Here is a 20,557-nt window from a genome sequence, read left to right on the forward strand (position 1 = left end):
GGCCCGAAGGCCGCCGTCGCTTGAGGCTCGAAAGGGTGGCCGCGATTACTGCGCGGCGACTGCCGCCGGGTTGTCCTCGAGGCGCTTGGCGACGAGGCCGCGCAGCTCGCGCAGGTCCTTGGCGAAGGAGCGGATGCCCTCGGCCAGCTTCTCGGTCGCCATCGCGTCCTCGTTCATCGCCCAGCGGAAGGCGCGCTCATCCATCTTGATCGGATCGACCTTGGTGAACGTATCGGGCGAGAGCTTGCGCTCCAGCGTGCCCTGGTCGTTCGAGAGCTCCTTGAGCAGGGCCGGCGAAATGGTCAGCCGGTCGCAGCCCGCCAGGGCCTCGATCTCGCCCGCGTTGCGGAACGAGGCGCCCATGACGACGGTCTTGATGCCGTTGGACTTGTAGTAGTCGTAGATTGAGCGAACCGACAGGACGCCGGGATCTTCCTCGGGCGTGTAGGTCTTGCCGGTGGACTTGGCGTACCAGTCCATGATGCGGCCGACGAAGGGCGAGATCAGGAACACGCCGGCATCGGCGCAGGCGATGGCCTGGGCCTTGGAGAAGATCAGCGTCAGGTTGCAGTCGATCCCTTCCTTCTGGAGGATCTCGGCGGCCCGGATGCCTTCCCAGGTGGAGGCGAGCTTGATGAGGATCTTTTCGCGGTCGACGCCGCGTGCCTTGTAGTCCTCGATGATGTGGCGAGCGCGCTTGACCGAGCCTTCCACGTCGAAGGACAGATCGGCGTCGACTTCGGTCGACACGCGGCCGGGCACGAGTTCGGCGAGCGCCGCGCCGACCGAGACGGCCAGACGATCGGCCACCGCGTTGGCGACGTCCTTGCCGGACCCGCCCTTCGACTGGCCCCAGCTCAGCGCCTCGGCGAAGGCGTCGTCGAACATGGGCGTGCCGAGCGCCTTGAGGACGATGGTCGGATTGGTCGTGCAGTCCACCGGGCGAAGCTCGCGGACCGCCTCGATGTCGCCGGTGTCCGCGACGACGGTGGTCATCTCACGAAGTTGGTCGAGCTTGGATGCCATGGGATGTTCCATTCGTCGAAGTTGGTGTGAGTCGATAATCGCCGCCGCTTCCCTGATGTGTCGTCCGCGACGCCAGGACGCAAGGCGCAAAGCACGCACGATGTTTTCGGCAAGCAGCGGCCGCGATCCCTAAGCTCTTATGTAGTGCGCTCCGGCCCCGGCCACAATCGCAACCCGCATGCGCGGGCGCATCTCGTGTGGACGGCGCGCGCGATCCTTGCTGAAAGGTTGACAGCGCCCGAGCCGATCCGCTCTATCTGCAAGCGTCAGGGGACCTGTGGCCCTGAAGTGACAGTGGGAGGCCGGCAAACCCGTCGCCTCGATCCTGTCGCGAATCCGCCAAACTCGGGTTCGAAGCCGGTCGCAGTTCAGACGGGACGTGAATGCACCACGAACGTTACGCCAAACCGGACTTCGGCAACCAACCCCCACTGGTCGCGGACCGCCGGCGCAAGCCCGATCGGCGCCAAGTCTCGGCGCGCTGGCTGGCGGGCACGCTGCTCACCGGAATCACCTCCACCGCGCTCATGGGGATCGCCCTGTCGGCGGCCCATGACGGGCGCCGCATCCTGGTGCGCCCGGCCGTGGTCGGCGTCGCGGCGGCGGCCGTCAGCGACCTGTCGGAAAAGGGCGAGCGCGTCTTCGCGACCCCGATCCCGATCGATCGCAACCGCTCCACGATCGAAGTGCCGACCCTGATGCGCGAGGGCGACCGCGAGGTGCTGCGCACCCTGCCCTTCGCCTATGCCTCCATGCTGCTCGGGGCGCGCCACCCCACCACCGCCTCCTATCCCGCCTTCGACGCGATGAACGTCTTTGCCGACGGCGACGAGCCGGACGAAACGCCCCCCGCCCAGACCGGCCAGATCTACGAGGCCAAGGTCGAGGCCGACGTGGACGTGTCGATGGAGTCCTTCGACTTCGGCGCGCCGGCCGACACGTTCGCCGACATCGGCACCAAGGAGGCCGAGCTTCTGGTGCGCGCCGCCGCGCCCAAGCAGGACGCCGCGCCCGTGCAGGTCGCCGCGATCCAGCCCTTCGACGCCACGCGCTTCGGCGGCGCGGGCTCGGATGCCGACGAATACATTCCCGGCTCCGCCTTCCGCGTCATCCGCGAGAACGTCTCTGTCTCGGCCTCGGAAGGCGCGGGCGAGCGCTCGGCGCGCTATTTCGAGGAGATCGTGCCCTTCCGCGAGGAGCGCGGCATTCGCGAAGCGCTGCAGGATTCAGGCCATGCCGACGCCGACGCGGCCTCCGCCCGCCTCGCCTCCCTCCTGCGCCGCAAGGAGCTGGATGCCGGCGAGGTCCTGCGCCTGGGGTTGGAGCCGGATGGCCAGGGCTCGCGCATCGTGCGCCTGTCGGCCTATCGCGGCACGTCGCATCTGGCGACGGTCGGCCTCGACGATCACGGCGAGTTCACCGAGGCGCCCGAGCCCGCGCTCAGCCGCTCCGTCGCGGAAGCCTTCGACGAGAACGCCACCGAAGCGCCGCTGCGCCAAAGCATGCCCACCGTCTATGACGGCATCTATCAGGCCGGGCTCGCCTATGGGCTCGACAACCGCCTCTGCCAGCGGCTGATCCGCATCCTGGCGGCGGATGTGGACTATCAGGCCCGGCTCGACCGGGAGGATCGCCTCACCGTTCTCTACTCGCTCGAAGAGGGCGAACAGACCGCCACCGACGAGTCGCAGATCCTTTATGTAGAGGCCAAGTTCGGCGGCGAGACCAAGCGCTACTACCGCTTCTTCACGCCCGACGACGGGCAGGCCGACTATTACGACGAGGAGGGCCGCTCCTCGAAGCAGTTCCTCCTGCGCAATCCCGTGCCCAACGGGCGCTTCACCTCCCCCTTCGGCTCGCGCCGCCACCCGATCCTGGGCTATGCCCGCATGCATTGGGGCGTCGACTGGGCGGCGCCGCGCGGCACGCCGATCCTGGCCTCCGGCTCAGGCGTGGTGGAGCGCGCCGGCTGGTCCACCGGCAACGGCCAGCAGACGCTGATCAAGCACGCCAACGGCTACGAAACCTCCTATTCGCACCAGAGCCAGATCGCCAAGGGCGTGGTGGCCGGCGCCAGGGTCCGCCAGGGGCAGATCATCGGCTATGTCGGCTCCACCGGCCTTTCCACCGGCAACCATCTTCACTACGAAGTCAGCGTCAACGGCACGCGCGTCGATCCCATGCGCATCCGCCTGCCGAACGGACGCCAGCTCTCCGGCCCGCAGCTCGAAGCCTTCGCCAAGGAGCGCCAGCGCATCGAGAACATCCTGAAGGAAAGCTCCGAGGAAATGCACGTCGCCGGGCGGTGACGGCTCGCGCCTTCATGCGATCCATGAAAAAGGGCGGGGCCTCGCGGCGCCCGCCCTTTTCTTTGTTTTTGCACCAAGAGCCGGCCTATTCCTTCGGCTTGATCGCCGATTGCGAGCGCCAGAGGTCGATGCCGCCTTCGGTCGCGTGACGGTCGATCTCGGAGAGTTCCTCGCCCGAGAAGCTGGTGTTGGCGAGCGCGTCCAGCGAGGAGTCGAGCTGCTCCACCGTCCGCGCGCCGACCAGCGCCGAGGTGACGCGCTCGTTGCGCAGGACCCAGGCAATGGCCATCTGCGCCAGCGACTGGCCGCGCCGCTCGGCAATGGCGTTCAGCGCCTGGATGCGGGCGATGTTGTCCGGCGTCACCAGCCCCGAGGAGAAGGAGCCTTCCTTGGCCGCGCGCGAATCCTTCGGCACGCCGCCGAGATACTTGTTGGACAGGAGCCCCTGCGCCAGCGGCGAGAAGGCGATGCAGCCGACGCCGAGCTCCGTCAGCGTGTCGAGCAGCCCGTCCTCGGTCCAGCGGTTCAGCATGGAATAGGAGGGCTGATGGATCAGGAGCGGCGTGCCCATCTCCTTCAGGATCGCATGGGCGCGGCGCGTCAGCTCCGGCGAGTAGGACGAGACGCCGACATAGAGCGCCTTGCCGGAGCGCACGATGTGGTCGAGCGCGCCCATCGTTTCTTCCAGCGGCGTCTTGGGGTCGGGCCGGTGGTGGTAGAAGATGTCGACATAGTCGAGCCCCATGCGCTTGAGACTCTGGTCGAGGCTGGCGACGAGATATTTGCGCGAACCGAAATTGCCGTAGGGACCGGGCCACATGTCCCAGCCGGCCTTGGACGAGATCAGAAGCTCGTCGCGATAGGGCCGAAAGTCCTGATCCATCCAGCGGCCGAAATTCTCCTCGGCCGAGCCGTAGGGCGGGCCGTAATTGTTGGCGAGGTCGAAATGCGTCACGCCCCGGTCGAAGGCCCGGCGCAGGATGGCGCGGCCGGTCTCGTAGACGTCGGTTCCGCCGAAATTCTGCCAGAGGCCGAGCGAGATGGCCGGCAGGTCGATCCCCGATCGGCCGCAGCGCCGATAGCTCATCGCGCCGTAGCGCGCTTCGTCCGCGATATAGGTCATGGTCGCATCTCTCCCTTACGCGGCCGCCCCCGAAAATCGTGATCTGAGTCGGGGGCGGCTTCGGGGCGGACTATAAGGGAGGCGTGGCGTCTGACCAGGGATTACCGGCAATAGGTCGTGTCGTTGGACCGGGCCGCGATGTCGAGATGGAGATGCGTTCCATGGTCGGAATCCGTGCCGGGGCCGAGCACGGTGCGGAACGGGCCGCAGGCCGCGCGGCGAACGCTGGCGGCGAAACGATCTTCCGCCGTGCCGGGCTTGCCGGCTTCCACCGGCACGGTCTTGCCGTCGGAAAGCTCGAACCCCGCGATGTCGATCGCGCTGCCGCGCGAATGCTCGGAGATGCGCGACTCGCTCGCCCGCGCCCGGCAGACATAGGTCGAAGCCTGCGTCAGCGCCTTGACCTTAGCGCCGGCGAACTCGGCCTTGGCCGCCGGCTCGACGCCCTCCGACACCCAGATGTCCAGCGCCAGGGCCGTGCGGCAGAGGAACACCGTGCCGGGCGTGACCTTCACGCCGGAGGAGAGCTGCGTGACCGAGACGGGCCGCAGCACGCCGCACTGCCCTTCGGCTATCGTCTCGCCCACGGTGAACGTCGCGCCGCGTCGCTTCAGCTCCTTCTCGCAGGCCACGGCATCCTCCACGGCGGCCGCGGCCTCCACGGTCTGCGCCGGCGTCACCTCCATCTCGGGCACGGTCGGCGCGCCCGGCTCGGGCTCGGTGCGCGCCTTTTCAGGCGGCACATAGGCGGGTTGGGGCGCGGGCGGGGCCGGCGGGCCCTGCGTCTCGCCGGTCGCTGCCCCCTTCGCCGCGTCGGCGGGCGCGCTTGCCGGCTCGGACGGCGGCTGGTCCTTCGGCTGGTCGACCGGCCGCGCCTCCGGCTTGGGCGCGGCAGCCGCGTCGGGCAGCGGCGCGGGCGTTGCTCCGGCGGGCGGTGCGGCGGAGGCGGCAGGGTCCGGCGTCGGCACAGGCACGGGCTCTCCCGCTTCCGCGGGCGTCGGCTCGGGGCGGGCCTGCGGAACGGGAATGTCGGCGGGCGGCATGACAGATCCCGGCGCCAGCTCGCCCTGCTGCGTACCCTCGGACGGCGCGGAGGGTTTGGGCGCGCGATCCTGCGCCGAGGCGCCGGAGCCGAGGCCGAGGCATAGGACGAGCACAAGGGCCGCCTCTCGCCGCCTTGCCACTGTGAAAACAGCCGGGCTCCGAAGAGCGTGGTTCGCGCGAAGCGTCATGACGATATCCCCCGGCGCTCCCAACGGACCGAAGCGCCTTGAGGTTCCAGCCGAGGGAAGGTCGGCGGACGGTCGGCAACCCTGCGTGACGAAAAAGCCCCGCCAGATTCTGACGGGGCTTCGCGCATCGATACGCTTGGGAGAGTCTTGGGCAACATGCCGGGCCGCATATTTCGGCCACGTGCCGGCCCCACATCGCCGCGAAGGTCGCCAGCATCCTTGGAGCCTTGCTTCTCGTCCGCCTGCGGCCTTCGCTGGAACAGCTTAGTCGGTGAACTCGACTACCGTTCCCGGCTTCACCATCTTGGCCAGTTCCGTCGCGTCCCAGTTCGTCAGGCGGATGCAGCCATGGCTGTTGGTCTTGCCGATCTTGGAGGGTTCGGGTGTGCCGTGGATGCCGTAGGTCGGCTTGGACAGGGCGATCCAGATCGTGCCGACCGGACCGTTCGGGCCTGGCGGGATGGTCAGGATCTTGTCGTTGGTGCCCTGCTTGAAGTTGATCTTCGGATTGTAGGTGTAGTTCGGATCGAAGGCGATGCGCTTGACCTCCACGATGCCCGAGGGCGAGGGCGTCGAGGTCGAGCCGATCGAAGAGGGATAGGCTGCGACCAGCTGGCCGTTCGCGTCATAGGCGCGAACCTGCTCGCGGCCCTTGTCGGCGATGATCTTCACCACGTCCCCGGTGACCGGCTCGCCCGTCGCCATGACCTTGATGATCGTGCCCGGCCGGTTGAAGTCGGCGCCTGGATTGATCTCGCGCAGATAATCCTCGTCCATATGGAAGCGCTCGCCGAGCATTTCGGTGACGCGCGTGTAGGACATGGCCGGCAGCATGGCCTTGTGGCTGTAGTCCTCGGGGATGGAGGCGAGATAAGGCCCGCTCACATCCTCGTTGGTGATGGTGTAGGAGGTGACGGCCGGGCCGCCCGTCTCCATCAACTGCTCCATGAGGGAGCGCGCGTCGGTGGCGTCGATCGTGCGGCCGGTCTTTTCGGTATAGGCGGCCACGGCCTTGTCGACATTGGAGCCGAGGCGCCCGTCGATCACGCCCGGCGAAATGCCGGCGCGGTCGAGCAGGACCTGCAGCGCGGCGATCTCGGCCTTGGCGTTCTTGCCCTTCGGCCCAATCACCTTGGGCGCAGGATGGCTCTCGACCATGGTCGAGCCTTCGTGCGGCGCGCCATAGCCCGGCGTGCCGTTGCCGAGCGTGCCGGCATCGGGCGGGATCGCCCCGGTGAGGCCCTGGTCCTGGCCGCCGTAGTTATCGCTGCCCGGCGCGGGAAGCGGGGCGAACTCCACCGGCCCGTCGCTATAGCCGCCGCGCGCATAGGGATCGTTCAGGCTGGCGTCGTCGCGGCTGGCATAGGGATCGGCATAGGGGTCCGCGCCGCGCGGCACCTCGTAGGCGACGCCCGGCGGTGGGTTGTCGCGGCGCCGCTCGGGCCGCTGCGACCGGCGCGGGCGCTCCACGTCGATCACCCGGCCGTAGGAATCGACCGTGACGATGTTACCGTTCTCGTCCACGAAACGTTCCGTACCCGGACCATAGTCCTGGTAACCGGCATCGTAGGGCTGCGCCACGACGGGAAGCGGGGACGCGGACAAGCCGACCAGCGCCAGACAGGCCGCCGCCCAAAATCTTGCCTTCATGCTTATGCGTCCTTTCCCGATACCGGCGCATGCCCTGCAACGCGTCCGAGAGCAGATAAGGCCCTACACTGGCGCGAGGATGGTTAACGAGCCGTGAACGGACCCGGCTCTCCGGCCTTCGATCCCTTCCCGCCCGTTTTCGGCCGCTCAAGCGGCGCTACAGCCTGTGGGCGATGGGTCCGCCGGAAATGAGGCGGAGCGTTCAGAGCCTGTTTGGAAACTCGGTCGGGTCGGTCCGACGGTTCTTTTTCGCCGTCGCTTCGTTGCCAATCCTCGCCGATGCCGCCGGCATCGACTGCGTTTGGCGCCTTGCGACGCCAAAAAATCCCTCGCCGGCCCTCCGCCGCCGAGTTTCCAAGCAGCCTCTCAGATCATCGCGAGCGGCATCTTGCGCTCGGGCGGCGGAAAGGCCTCGTCCAGAAGCGCCCAGTCCTCGGCGTCGAGGCGGATGTCGGCGGCGGCGGCGTTCTCCTCGACATGGGCGAGCGTTCCCGCCTTGGGGATCGACAGAACGCCGGGCCAGCGCAGCGTATAGGCCAGCGCGATCTGCGCCGGGGTCTTGTCGTGCCGCTCGGCGACTTCGCGCAGTTCCGGCCGGCGTAGCAGCGCGCCGCCCTGGCCGATCGGCGAATAGGCCATGGGCGCCACGATGCGCTCGTCCAGCCAGGGCAGGAGATCGAATTCCGGGCCGCGATGGTCGAGATTGAGGAGGATCTGGTTCACGGCGCAGGCCCGCCCGCCGTCCACCTCCATCAGCTCCTCCATGTCCGAGACGTCGAAATTCGACACGCCCCAGCGCAGGATCTTGCCGGCGTCGATCAGGTCCTCCATCGCCGCAACCGTCTCGCCCAGCGGAAAGCGGCCGCGCCAGTGGAGGAGATAGAGGTCCAGCCGGTCGGTGCCGAGCCGGGCGAGGCTGGCCTCGCAGGCCGCCACCGTGCCCCGGCGCGAGGCGTGGCTGGGCGCCACCTTGGAAACGAGGAACACATCGTCCCGCAGCCCTTCGATCGCCTCGCCGACTAACTCCTCGGAGGCGCCGTCGCCATAGATCTCGGCCGTGTCGATCAGGGTCATGCCGAGTTCAATCCCGCGCCGGAGGGCCGCGACCTCCTCGCCGTGGCGCGCGCCGGTCTCGCCCATCATCCAAGTCCCCTGCCCCAGCATCGGCACGCTCGTTCCGTCGGCCAGTTCCACGGTTCTCATGAGAATCGTCCTTTCGCGGCAATTTTGTCCTGAACCTAAGGCTTCACGACCTTCTGAACACCCTGTTCCGGGAACGGCTCCCGGGCCGCAAGCGTTGTCTCGCCGAGAGTGATGGAACGCAAGGAGTTGCCAGGATGTCTTCGACAATGGGAACCGGACCGATCTCCGAGTTGCAGGTCGGCGCCGACAACATCGAGGCGAGCCGGGTCAACGGCACGCGCGTCTACAACACAGACGGCGACAATCTCGGCCATATCTACGACGTCGTGATCGGCAAGCGGGACGGGCGCGTGAAATACGCGATCATGTCCTTCGGCGGATTTCTGGGCATCGGCGAGGACTACCACCCGATCCCGTGGGAAGTCCTGAAATACGACGAACGCCAGGGCGGCTATGTCGTCGGCATCACGATCGACCAGCTGAAGAACGCGCCGCGCTACGCCGCCGACAGCGCGCCGGACTGGGTCGATCCCGCCTATGGCCGCCGCGTCGACGATTACTACGGCGTCTCGTACTGATCGAGCCGCATAGAATGCAAAAAAGGGGCGGCCCGCCGGGCCGCCCCTTTTCTTTTATCACTCAGCCGACGAGGTCAGGCGGCGACGCGCTCACCGTTTTCGGCCGTCTTGGAGCCGACTACATAGAAGTTCAGACGGTCGGTGCCGCCCGAGATCTTCACGCGGTCCTCGTCCTTGATCTGGCCGAGCAGGATGCGCTCGGCGAGCGGGTCCTGCACCTCGCGTTGGATCACGCGCTTCAAGGGGCGCGCGCCATAGGCGGGGTCGTAGCCGCGTTCGGACAGCCAGTCGCGCGCCGTCTCGTCCAGTTCCAGAACGATCTTGCGCTCTTCCAGCAGCTTCTCCAGGCGCTTCATCTGGATGTCGACGATCGCGCCCATGTCGGCCCGCTTCAAGCGGTGGAACAGGACGATCTCGTCGATGCGGTTCAGGAATTCCGGGCGGAATGCCGTGCGCACCACGTCCATCACCTGGCCGCGCACGCCGTCCACGTCCTCGTCGTCGCGAAGCGTGGTGAGATATTCCGAGCCGAGATTGGACGTCATGACGATCAGCGAGTTGCGGAAGTCCACCGTGCGGCCCTGCCCGTCGGTCAGCCGCCCGTCGTCCAACACCTGAAGCAGGATGTTGAACACGTCGGGATGGGCCTTCTCGATCTCGTCGAACAGGATCACCTGATAAGGCCGCCGCCGAACCGCCTCGGTCAGGACGCCGCCCTCCTCGTAGCCGACATAGCCCGGAGGGGCGCCGATCAGCCGGGCCACGGAGTGCTTCTCCATGAACTCCGACATGTCGATGCGCACCATGGCCGTGTCCTCGTCGAAGAGGAAGGAGGCCAGCGCCTTGGTCAGCTCCGTCTTGCCGACGCCCGTTGGGCCGAGGAACATGAACGAGCCGATCGGCCGGTTGGGGTCCTGCAACCCGGCGCGGGCACGCCGCACCGCCTTGGACACGGCCTGCACGGCCTCGCCCTGCCCGACCACGCGCTTGGCGATCGCGTCCTCCATCGACAGGAGCTTTTCGCGCTCGCCCTGCAGCATCCGGTCCACCGGAATGCCGGTCCAGCGGGAGACGACCTGCGCGACATGGTCGGCGGTCACCGTCTCCTCCACCATAGATACCTTGCCGTCGGCAGCCTCGGCCTCGGTCAGCTCGCGCTCCAGCCGCGGGATCTCGCCATAGGCGAGTTCGCCGGCACGCTGGTATTCGCCCTTACGCTGGGCGATGGCGAGGTCGTTGCGCGCCTCGTCCAACCGGCGCTTGAGATCGGCGGCGAGCCCAAGCTTCGATTTCTCGGCCTGCCAGCTGCTGGTGAGCCGGTCGGACTCCTCCTCCAGATTGGCAAGCTCGGCCTCCAGCCGCTCCAGCCGCGAGCGAGAGCCGTCGTCGTTTTCCTTCTTCAGCGCCTCGCGTTCGATCTTCAGCTGCACGACCCGCCGATCGATCTCGTCCAGCGCCTCAGGCTTGGAATCCACCGCCATGCGCAGGCGCGCGGCGCCCTCGTCCACGAGGTCGATCGCCTTGTCCGGCAGGAAGCGGTCGGAGATGTAGCGGTTCGAGAGCTGCGCGGCGGCCACCAGCGCGGAGTCCGAGATGCGCACCTTGTGGTGCTGCTCGTACTTCTCCTTCAAGCCGCGCAGGATGGAGATCGTGTCCTCCACAGTCGGCTCGGAAACGAAGACCGGCTGGAACCGGCGGGCCAGCGCCGGGTCCTTCTCCACATGCTTGCGGTATTCGTCGAGCGTGGTGGCGCCGACGCAGTGCAGCTCGCCTCGCGCCAGCGCAGGCTTCAGGAGGTTGGAGGCGTCCATCGCCCCGTCCGCCTTGCCGGCGCCGACCAGCGTGTGCATCTCGTCGATGAAGAGGATGATGCCGCCTTCGGCCGCCGTCACCTCGGACAGGACGCTTTTCAGCCGCTCCTCGAACTCGCCGCGATATTTCGCGCCGGCGATCAAGGCGCCCATATCGAGCGCCATCAGCTGCTTGTCGCGCAGGCTCTCCGGCACATCGCCGTTGACGAGGCGCAGCGCCAGACCTTCGGCGATCGCCGTCTTGCCGACGCCGGGTTCGCCGATCAGCACAGGGTTGTTCTTGGTGCGCCGCGACAGGACCTGAATGGTGCGGCGGATCTCGTCGTCGCGCCCGATCACGGGGTCGAGACGACCCTCGCGCGCATCCTTGGTGAGGTCGCGGGCATATTTCTTCAACGCGTCGTAGCCCTGCTCGGCGGAGGCCGAGTCGGCCGTGCGGCCCTTGCGCAGATCGTTGATTGCGGTGTTGAGGGCCTGCGGATTGACGCCCGCCTTGGCCAGGATCTCGGAGGTCTTGGCGCTCTTCTCCATGGCCAGCGCCAGGAGCAGGCGCTCGACGGTCACGAAGCTGTCGCCGGCCTTCTTGGCGATTTCCTCGGCCGTGGCGAAAACCTTGGCGGTGGGCGCGGCGAGATAGATCTGCCCGTTGCCGCCGGAAACGCGCGGCAGCGCGTCCAGAGCCGCGTCGACGCCAAGCCGCACGTCCTTCGGCCGTCCGCCGGCCCGCTCGATCAGGCCCGAGGCCATGCCTTCGCTGTCGTCCACCAGGACTTTCAGCAGGTGCTCCGGCAGGAACTGCTGGTGATCGCGCGACAGCGCCATCGTCTGCGCCGCCTGCATGAACCCGCGAACCCGCTCGGTGTAGCGTTCCATATCCATAAATCGGTCTCCTGTTCGGCGCTCCACCCGCCCTGCGGCATGGAGCCCGTCTCGTCAGAGTCGGCTGCCGTCCGGCCAGCCGCTACGTGGAAATATGGGGGCGGTTTTGCCCGATCAAAGAGGGTCGCTCGCCCGACACGAGGGCTCGAAGCCCAATTTTTTCACGCCGCCGTGAGCGGGACCGTCCACAAACGAAAAAGGCCCGGCGGGGTGCGCCGGGCCTTTCGATGCGGATGGGTCGTGCGGCTCAGCCGTGCGAGGCAAGCTCGAGATCGGAGGCACCGCCTTCGTTCTCACCGCCGTCTTCGCCCGCCTTCTTCTTGCGCGGACGGCCCGGCTTGCGCTTGGGCGCGCCATCGCCGGCATCCGACTCAGGCGCAGCCTCGGGGGCGGCCGCAGCGGGCGCTGCCGCGACGGCCGGGGCGCGCGTGCGGCGCTTGGGCTCTTCGCTGGCTTCTGACGCGGGGCCCATGGCCCCGACGGACGGTGCCTCACCTTCGCCCGGCACGGCTTCGCGGCGGGTTCGCGGGCGGCGGCGCTGCTCGGTGCCGGCGTCTTCGCCGATGGGGGCCGAGGTGGGGGCCGGAGCGGGCGCGGCGTGGGCCAGTTCGCTCTGTGTCACCACCGGAGCCGCCGGCGTTTCGCGATGCTCGGCAGCGGGCGCCGACATCGGAGCGGGAGCCTGCTGAGCCGGCACGGGCGCCGGAGCCGCCTCGTTGGCGGCGACGGGCGCGGGTGTCTCGGCTCCGCCCTCGGGACGACGCTCGTCGATGCGGCCGAAGCGCTCTTCGAAGCGGCGTTCGCCCGAGCGATCGTTGTTGAAGCGCGGGCGGTCCCGGTCGCGGTCGCGGCGGTTCTCGCGGCGTTCGTTGCGGTCGCCGCGCGGGCCCTGATCGTTGCGCTGACCCTGCCCTTCGGGACGCGGCGCGTCGCCGGTCTGCGCGGCGCGGGGCTCTTCGCCCTCGGCCGGGAAGGGTTGCGGTCCGACACCGGCCGGCGAATTCTGCCGGTCGCGATTGTTGTCGCGAGTGCCGTTGTTGTCGTTGCGGTCGCGATTGAAGTTGCGCTCGCCACGCTCGCCCCGGAATTCGCGACGCTCGCCCCGATCGTTCCGGTTATCGCGCTGACCACCTTCGCGATTGGAATTGTCGCGGTTCTGGCCGTCGCGATTGAAGTTCTCGCGGTTGCCCTCGCGACTGCCATTGTCGCGGTTCTGGCCGTCGCGGTTCTGGTAATCCCGGTTCTGGCCGTCGCGATTGGAATTGTCGCGCGCCTGGTAGTCCCGGTTCTGATGGTCCCGGTTCGGGCGCTCGCCGTTCTGGCCGCTATAGGGCTGCGGGTTGAAGCGGTCGCCCTGCTGGGGCGCGCCCTCACTGGAGCCGCCCTCTTCCATCTCGTCGTCGTACTCGTCGAAATCGCGCTCGGGCAGCGAGGGCTGGAACTGGCCCATCGCGGCGGCGACGATGCGTCCGTAATGCTCGGCGTGCTGGAGATAGTTCTCGGCCATCACCCGATCGCCGGAGGCCGAGGCGTCGCGGGCCAGGGTCGTGTACTTGTCGGCGATGTGCTGGGCGGTGCCGCGAATCTTGACGTCGGGACCATTCGACTCGAAGGAGCGGGACAGGGGATTGGGGCCTTTACGCCCGTTGCGCCCGCGCATCCGCTGCTGCTTGTTCTGCTGCTGTCCTGGCCTCATGAGCTTCCTGTCGTTTGGATAGCCGGCTCTCAAGCCGCTTGGGCTCGCCGGGTGGGCTCCATGGCGCGAATGCACGCTCGGCGGCTTCGCTCGGGTCTTTTTTCGGAGTCTGCCGGGCGAACGCTCGGGTTCGGCCTGCATCGCTCATCTGGGAAGTGTGCTGTCCATTGCGGCGATCCCCTTCGCCGCGTTGACGGACGGGACGGAGCTTCCTCGAGCGTCCCGTCTTCGGCTGGGTTCCTGTGACCCGGCCGATCGTAGGGGACGTCCCCCTCGATCATTCCGTCTATCCAAGACTTTAGTAGTGTTGCTTAAGCCGTCCCACAAGAGGGCTTGCGGTTATCCCCGTCAAGTTCACGCCAGTTTCGCGCTTTTTCCCGTGTTTTTTCTTAAAGAACGTCGCCCTGAAACCACAGCGCGCGGGGTGTGCCGCTCAAATCCGCAGAGGTTCGCCGCCAGGAAAATCCGCCCGCTTCGTTCAAGATTCGCACGTCGCTCTCCTGCCCGATTCCGATTTCGAGGAGAAGATCGCCGCCCGGCGCCAGGCAGCGGCGTGCGCCGTCGGCCAGGGCGCGATAGGCGTCGAGCCCATCCACGCCCCCGTCCAGCGCCAGCCGTGGGTCGTGCTCGCGCACGCCCCGGTCCAGCGTCTCGATGTCTCGGCTCGGAATATAGGGCGGGTTGCTGACCACGGCGTCGAGCGAGCCGGGCGAGAGCGAAGCGAGATAGTCGCCCCGCAGCGGCAGGAAGCGATCCGCCACGCCCGCCGCCCGCGCATTGCTCCAGGCCGTCTGCAGCGCCCCTTCCGACAGATCGATCGCCACGCAGCGGCTCAGGGGAAAGAGCGCCAGGAGCGACACGGCGATGGCGCCCGTGCCGACGCCGACATCGGCGAACAGGAGGGCGTCCCGCCCCTTGGCGCGAAACGCCTCCGCCGCGAGTTCCACGAGGATTTCCGTATCGGGCCGGGGCTCCAGCGTTTCTCGCGAGAGCTGAAACTCGTGCTCGAAGAAGAAGCGGCGGCCGAGAATGCGCCCCACCGGCTCGCCGGCGAGCCTGCGCGCCGTGCGCTGGCTCAGAAGCGCGGCCTTCGCGGGGTCGGCCGCCTCGCCCTCGCGTAGGATCAGCCCGGCGGCGTCGAGGCCGAACGTGTCGCAGAGGAGCAGCCGCGCGTCGAGGTCGGGCGTCTCGACCCCGGCCTCGCGCAGGTGCCGGCGAAGCGCACGATGCAGCGCGCCGATCGTCTCTCCCGTTATCGCCTGATCCGTCATAGGCGGGGTCAGGCGCCCATGGCGGCGAGGCGCGCAGCCTGATCGTCCGCCACCAGCGCGTCCACCAGCTCGTCCATCTCGCCTTCGATCACCCGGTCGAGCTTGTAGAGCGTCAGGTTGATGCGGTGGTCGGTGACGCGCCCCTGCGGGAAATTGTACGTGCGGATGCGCTCGGACCGGTCGCCCGAGCCGACCTGCGCCTTGCGGTCGGCCGAGCGCTCGGCGTCGATGCGCGAGCGCTCCATGTCGAACAGGCGCGCGCGCAGAACCTGCATGGCGCGGGCGCGGTTCTGGTGCTGCGACTTTTCCGATGAGGTCACGACGATGCCCGTCGGCAGATGGGTGATGCGCACGGCCGAGTCGGTCGTGTTCACATGCTGGCCGCCCGCGCCGGAGGAGCGCATCGTGTCGATGCGGATGTCCTCGTTGCGGATGTCGATATCCACCTCTTCGGCCTCGGGCAGCACGGCTACCGTGGCGGCCGAGGTGTGGATGCGCCCCTGCGATTCGGTGGCCGGCACGCGCTGCACGCGGTGGACGCCCGACTCGAACTTCAGCCGCGAGAAGACGCCGACGCCCTTCACCGAGGCGACGACTTCGCGATAGCCGCCTGCCTCGCCCTCTGAGGCTTCCAGCACCTCGACCTTCCAGCCGCGCCCGTCGGCATAGCGCTGGTACATGCGGAAGAGATCGCCCGCGAAAAGACCCGCCTCCGAGCCGCCGGTGCCGGCGCGGATTTCCAGGATGGCGCCCTTGGCGTCGGCCGCGTCCTTGGGCAGAAGCAGGATCAGAAGTTCGCCCGACAGCGTTTCCAGCCGCGCCTCGACCTCGCCGATCTCACTGGCGGCCAAGTCGCGCATCTCGCGGTCGGACGCCGGATCGCTCAACATGCCCTTCAGGTCGGCCAGCTCTTGCTCAGCGGCGCGATAGGTGCGGATGCCGGCGACCACGTCCTCCAGGCTCGACCATTCGGTGGCGAGCCTGGCATAGGTCTCGTGGTCGGGGCCGGACGCCATCTCGCCCTGCAGCTGGTCGGCCCGCCGCAGGATTTCCGTCATGGTGCTTTCGGGAAGAATGGCCATTCGTCGCCTTCGAGTGGGGCCGCGCGCAGCGACCCGATCTAGGACGGGAGGCTGGCAACGCGCGGTCCGTGCCTGCGCTCAGCAGGGGATGGAATTTTCCGCCGCGAACTCCTCCAGAAGCTGACGGAAGGTCTGCTTCGGGTGCTTGTCGGCGAGATGCGTGGAGATCCGGCGGTGCAGCTCGTCCGTGTCGAGCTCCACCAGCATGGCCTTGACCGGCCCGATCGAGGCCGAGGTCATGGAGATGGACCGGAAACCGAGGCCGATCAAGGCCATGGCCGAGATCGGACGCCCCGCCATCTCGCCGCAAAGCGTGACCGAGACGGAGTTGCGCCGGGCGGCGTCGAGAATGTCGCGCAGGGCGCGCATGAAGGGCGTCGACAGATCGTCGAAGCGCCCGGCGATCTGCGCGTTGCCCCGGTCCACCGCCGAGAAGAACTGGAACAGGTCGTTGGAGCCGATCGACACGAAGTCGACCAGCTGCATCAGCTCGTCCAGCTGGTAGAGCAGCGAGGGCACCTCGATCATGGCACCGAGCTTCAGGCGGCGCGGCATGACATGGCCGAAGCGGGTGAGATGCTTGAACTCGCGCGAAATGAGATCGCGCGCCTGACGAAGCTCGCTGAGATCGGTCACCATCGGGAACATGACGCGCAGCTCGCGCCCGCCCGCCGCCTTGAGCAGCGCGCGAAGCTGGGTGCGCATCAGGCCCGGCCGGTCGAGCGCCAGACGCAGGGCGCGGTAGCCGAGCGCCGGGTTCTCCTCCGGCGACTGGTGGAGATAGGGCAGCACCTTGTCGCCGCCGATGTCGAGCGTGCGGAAGGTCACGGGCTTGCCGCCCGCCGCATCCAGAACCGAGGAGTAGAGTCGCTCCTGATCGCTGGTCTTGGGCATGGTCGAGGCGATCATGAATTGAAGCTCGGTGCGGAACAGGCCGATGCCCGCCGCGCCCGCCGCTTCCAACTGCGGCAAGTCGACCAGAAGACCGGCATTCATCAGGAGATCGACATCAACGCCGTCCCGCGTGCGGGCCGGCACGTCGCGCAGCGCGAGATAGCGCTGTTGGCGCTTGGCGCGGAACTTCACGCGCTCGGCGAACACGCTCTCGATGTCGGAGGCGGGGCGCAGATGGACGCTGCCCTCCTCGCCGTCGACGATGATGGCGTCGCCCTTTTCCGACATGGAAACGGCGCCCTTGGCCTGCCCGACCACGGGAATACCGAGCGCGCGGGCGACGATCACCACATGGCTGGTCGGCGCGCCTTCCTCCAGAACGAGGCCGCGGATCTGGTCGCGCCGGTAGTCGAGGAGTTCCGCCGCGCCCATGGAGCGCGCCACGATCACCGCGTCGCCCGAGGCGCCTTCGGCGAACATGTCGCCCGAGCGGCCCATCAGCTCGCGAAGCAGGCGATTGGCCAGATCGTCGAAATCGTGCAGCCGCTCACGGAGATAGGGATCGGTCATGTGCATCATGCGCGCGCGCATGTCGTTCTGCACCTTTTCCACCGAGGCTTCGGCGGTCAGGCCGTTGCGCACGGCCTCTTCCAGCCGCCGCACCCAGCCGCGATCATGGGCGAACATGCGATAGGCCTCGAGCACGGCGCGGTGCTCGCCCTCGGCCGCCATGTCGCGCCGGGACAGCATGTCCTCGATCGAGATGCGAAGGTTGGAGACGGCGCGGTCGAGGCGCGAGACCTCGGCCTCGGCATCCTCGTTGAAGAGATTGGTGACGACGACGCGCGGCTCGTGCAGCACGACATGGCCGAGGCCGATCCCGTCGGCGAGCGCAATGCCCTTGAAATGGACCGGGCGCGAAAGGTCGAGCACGACGCCGGGCCGCGACAGCCCTTCCAGACTACCGGCCGCGATCATCTCGGCGACCACCATGGCGACGGTCTCGAGCGCTTCGGTCTCCTCGTCGCGGTAGGTGCGCTTTTCCTTGTTCTGCACGACCAGCACGCCCAGCGTGCGCCCGGCGCGCAGGATCGGCACGCCGAGGAAGGAGGTGAAGATCTCCTCGCCGGTCTCGGGCAGATAGGTGAAGGCGGGGTGCTTCTGCGCGTCCTGAAGGTTCAAGGCGCGGGCCGTGGCGGCAATGGTGCCGACGAGACCTTCGCCCAAGCGTAGCTGCGCCAAATGCACGGAGCCCGGGTTCAGGCCCTCGGTGGCGTAAAGCTCCAGAACGCCGTCCGCCCGCAGCACGTAGAGCGAGCAGACTTCGGCCACCATATTGGCGCCGATCTGACGAACGATCTCGTCGAGCCGGGCCTGTGGCTCCAGCGGCTCGGCCATGAGTTCCCTGATCCGACGCATCAACATGCGCGGTCCCGAGGAGTCGCTTCGCATCAGAGGCGTCTTCCGTCAGCGATGGGCCTTCCGAACCGGACCGTTCCGCTTCGGACGAGGGGGCGGGCGCCCACAGCGGGCGCCCCAGGGATCAAGCTTTGTCGAGACCGTAGACGGAATGCAAGCTCCGCACGGCGAGCTCGGTGTATTCGCCGTCGATCAGGATGGAGATCTTGATCTCCGACGTGGTGATGGCGCGGATGTTGATGCCCCGCGCCGCCAGCGCCTTGAAGGCCGTGGCGGCGACGCCGGTGTGCGAGCGCATGCCGATGCCGATCACCGAGACCTTGGTCATGCCGCGCTCGGACTGCACCACATCGAAGCGCATCTCGTTCTTGGCGGCCTCGATCACCTGCATGGCCTTGGCGAGGTCGCCGGCGGGAACCGTGAAGGTCATGTCGGTACGCGTGCCGTCTTCCGAGACGTTCTGCACGATCATGTCGACATTGACGCCCGCGTCGGCGAGCGGGCCGAAGATGGCGGCGGCGACGCCCGGCTGGTCCTCGACGCGGCGCAGCGAGATCTGCGCCTCATCCTTGGCGTAGGCGATGCCGGTGACGACCTGCTGTTCCACGATTTCATCCTCGTCGCAAATGAGTGTGCCGGGCGGGTTCAGGAAATCGCCCATGCCCGGCGCGTCCGGGTCCTCGAAGGAGGAGCGCACGAAGGTGCGCACCTTGTGGACCATGGCGAGTTCCACCGAGCGCACCTGAAGCACCTTGGCGCCGAGCGAGGCCATTTCGAGCATTTCCTCGAAGGACACGCGGGCCATGCGCCGAGCCTTGGGCTCGATGCGCGGATCGGTCGTGTAGACGCCGTCCACGTCCGTATAGATGTCGCAGCGATCGGCCTTCAGCCCCGCCGCGATGGCCACCGCCGACGTGTCGGAGCCGCCGCGCCCGAGCGTGGCGATGCGATTGTCGGGCGCCAGACCCTGGAAACCGGCGATCACCGCCACCTGCCCCTCGGCGAAGCGGCGCACGATCTCCGAGCCGTCGATCTCCTGGATGCGCGCGGCGCCATGGGTGCCATCGGTGCGGATCGGGATCTGCCAGCCCTGCCAGGAGCGGGCGTTGATGCCCATGTTCTGCAGCGTGATCGCCAGGAGGCCGGCCGTCACCTGCTCTCCGCTGGCCACCACGGCGTCGTATTCGCGCGCGTCGTGCAGCGAGGAGGCCTCGGTGCACCAGCCGACCAGCTCGTTGGTCTTGCCCGACATGGCCGACACGACAACGGCCACCTGATGACCCGCGTCGACTTCGCGTTTCACATGGCGGGCGACGTTGCGGATCCGGGCGATGTCGGCGACGGAGGTGCCGCCGAATTTGAGTACGAGACGCGCCATGAAACCATCGTGCCAGCATGGGCCGCCATCGCGAAAAAAGCGCGAGGTTGGCCCGCAAGATAAAGAAACGCCGGCCGGCGGCGTGTTCCCTTGAATGAAGCGAAGAAGCCGAGGCAGGCGCGCCGAGTTAACCGAACCGGCGCGGTTTCGCAAGCAGAGGGCCGCCCGGCGCCGCGCTTGACATTCGCCGGCCGGGCGGAACATGCGAAGGGACGAGACTGGACGTATCGGAGAGAAGCATGGCGGACGCAGCGCGGCAGACCACGGTGGACGCGGGCGAGGTGGAACGCTTCTCACGCCTGTCGGCCGAATGGTGGAACCCGACCGGCAAGTTCAAGCCGCTGCACAAGTTCAATCCGGTGCGGCTCGGTTATCTGCGCGAGCAGATCGCCATGAACTACGGGCGCGACCTCAACTCGCTGACACCCTTCACCGGCCTTCGCATGCTCGACATCGGCTGCGGCGGCGGCTTGATCTGCGAGCCGCTGGCGCGGCTGGGCGCCGAGGTTCTGGGCGCCGACGCCTCCGCCACCAATATCGAGGTCGCCCGGCTCCACGCCGCGCAGAGCGGCCTGACCATCGATTACCGCGCCGAACCGGCCGAGGCGCTGGATGCGGCGGGCGAGCGCTTCGACGTGGTGCTGGCGCTGGAAGTGGTGGAGCACGTTTCGGACGTCGATCTGTTCCTGCGCTCGGCCGCGCGCATGGTGAAGCCGGGCGGGCTTCTCTTCGTCGCCACGATCAATCGCACGATGAAGGCCATGGCCTTCGCCATCGTCGGGGCGGAATACGTCTTGGGCTGGCTGCCCCGGGGCACGCATCAATATTCCAAGCTGGTGCGCCCGGAGGAAATCCGCCGCCCGGTCGAGGCGGAGGACCTCGGCTTCATCGACGAGACGGGCGTCGTCTACCACCCCTTGGCCGACGACTGGCGCCGCTCGCGCGACATGGATGTGAACTACATGATGCTGGCGCGCCGGGCCTGAGATGGGCCGCAAAACCGCGCCCGTAACCCGGCAAATGCCTCTTCCGATCCAGCGGAAGCTCTGATAGAGAATGCTTCCGT

At 67.8% G+C, this 20,557-nt stretch carries 14 protein-coding genes; 3 read left to right on the top strand and 11 right to left on the bottom strand.

Annotated features, from left to right (window positions below; all coding sequences use genetic code 11):
- Positions 1-45: 45 nt before the first annotated feature.
- A complete protein-coding gene (gene tal / locus M673_RS16025) occupies positions 46-1,026 on the bottom strand; it encodes a transaldolase (protein ID WP_061977100.1) in 981 nt (326 codons plus the stop codon).
- Positions 1,027-1,409: 383 nt separating this feature from the next.
- Here tal and M673_RS16030 point away from each other — a divergent pair, with 383 nt between their 5' ends.
- A complete protein-coding gene (locus M673_RS16030; RefSeq protein WP_061977102.1) occupies positions 1,410-3,335 on the top strand; it encodes a M23 family metallopeptidase in 1,926 nt (641 codons plus the stop codon).
- An 85-nt stretch (positions 3,336-3,420) separates the two neighbouring features.
- Here the strand turns inward: M673_RS16030 and mgrA are convergent, their stop codons facing one another.
- The 4 genes from mgrA to M673_RS16050 form a co-directional block, all read right to left on the bottom strand.
- Complete coding sequence (gene mgrA / locus M673_RS16035; RefSeq protein WP_061977105.1) at positions 3,421-4,458, bottom strand: L-glyceraldehyde 3-phosphate reductase; 1,038 nt, start codon at positions 4,456-4,458, stop codon at positions 3,421-3,423.
- Between the two features lie 101 nt (positions 4,459-4,559).
- On the bottom strand, positions 4,560-5,615 hold the full coding sequence (locus tag M673_RS16040; protein WP_061977107.1) for an extensin-like domain-containing protein: 1,056 nt from the start codon (positions 5,613-5,615) through the stop codon (positions 4,560-4,562).
- A 339-nt stretch (positions 5,616-5,954) separates the two neighbouring features.
- Positions 5,955-7,340: a L,D-transpeptidase family protein gene (locus M673_RS16045; RefSeq protein ID WP_082639536.1), complete on the bottom strand. Its 1,386-nt coding sequence runs from the start codon at positions 7,338-7,340 to the stop codon at positions 5,955-5,957.
- Between the two features lie 366 nt (positions 7,341-7,706).
- Complete coding sequence (locus tag M673_RS16050; protein ID WP_061977109.1) at positions 7,707-8,543, bottom strand: aldo/keto reductase; 837 nt, start codon at positions 8,541-8,543, stop codon at positions 7,707-7,709.
- A gap of 134 nt (positions 8,544-8,677) precedes the next feature.
- On the opposite strand from M673_RS16050, the gene M673_RS16055 reads away from it, so the two are divergent.
- Positions 8,678-9,061 (top strand): PRC-barrel domain-containing protein, encoded by a 384-nt coding sequence (locus M673_RS16055; protein WP_244493287.1) that lies wholly within the window; start codon positions 8,678-8,680, stop codon positions 9,059-9,061.
- Positions 9,062-9,135: 74 nt separating this feature from the next.
- Here the strand turns inward: M673_RS16055 and clpB are convergent, their stop codons facing one another.
- The 6 genes from clpB to M673_RS16085 form a co-directional block, all read right to left on the bottom strand.
- Positions 9,136-11,751 (bottom strand): ATP-dependent chaperone ClpB, encoded by a 2,616-nt coding sequence (clpB, locus tag M673_RS16060; protein WP_061977112.1) that lies wholly within the window; start codon positions 11,749-11,751, stop codon positions 9,136-9,138.
- A 247-nt stretch (positions 11,752-11,998) separates the two neighbouring features.
- Positions 11,999-13,447 (bottom strand): DUF4167 domain-containing protein, encoded by a 1,449-nt coding sequence (locus M673_RS16065; RefSeq protein WP_082639539.1) that lies wholly within the window; start codon positions 13,445-13,447, stop codon positions 11,999-12,001.
- A gap of 389 nt (positions 13,448-13,836) precedes the next feature.
- Positions 13,837-14,718 (bottom strand): peptide chain release factor N(5)-glutamine methyltransferase, encoded by an 882-nt coding sequence (prmC, locus tag M673_RS16070; protein ID WP_061977115.1) that lies wholly within the window; start codon positions 14,716-14,718, stop codon positions 13,837-13,839.
- A gap of 8 nt (positions 14,719-14,726) precedes the next feature.
- Entirely contained in the window at positions 14,727-15,800 is a 1,074-nt protein-coding gene (prfA, locus tag M673_RS16075; RefSeq protein WP_061977117.1) for a peptide chain release factor 1, read from the bottom strand.
- Between the two features lie 78 nt (positions 15,801-15,878).
- The gene (gene ptsP, locus M673_RS16080) at positions 15,879-18,146 is read right to left on the bottom strand and encodes a phosphoenolpyruvate--protein phosphotransferase (protein ID WP_061977119.1); all 2,268 of its coding nucleotides are present in this window, start codon (positions 18,144-18,146) and stop codon (positions 15,879-15,881) included.
- Between the two features lie 91 nt (positions 18,147-18,237).
- Complete coding sequence (locus M673_RS16085) at positions 18,238-19,491, bottom strand: aspartate kinase (protein ID WP_061977121.1); 1,254 nt, start codon at positions 19,489-19,491, stop codon at positions 18,238-18,240.
- A 239-nt stretch (positions 19,492-19,730) separates the two neighbouring features.
- On the opposite strand from M673_RS16085, the gene ubiG reads away from it, so the two are divergent.
- Complete coding sequence (gene ubiG / locus M673_RS16090) at positions 19,731-20,477, top strand: bifunctional 2-polyprenyl-6-hydroxyphenol methylase/3-demethylubiquinol 3-O-methyltransferase UbiG (protein ID WP_061977123.1); 747 nt, start codon at positions 19,731-19,733, stop codon at positions 20,475-20,477.
- Positions 20,478-20,557 lie beyond the last annotated feature (80 nt).

Source organism: Aureimonas sp. AU20, assembly GCF_001442755.1.
In the GTDB taxonomy this organism is placed as follows: Bacteria; Pseudomonadota; Alphaproteobacteria; order Rhizobiales; family Rhizobiaceae; genus Aureimonas.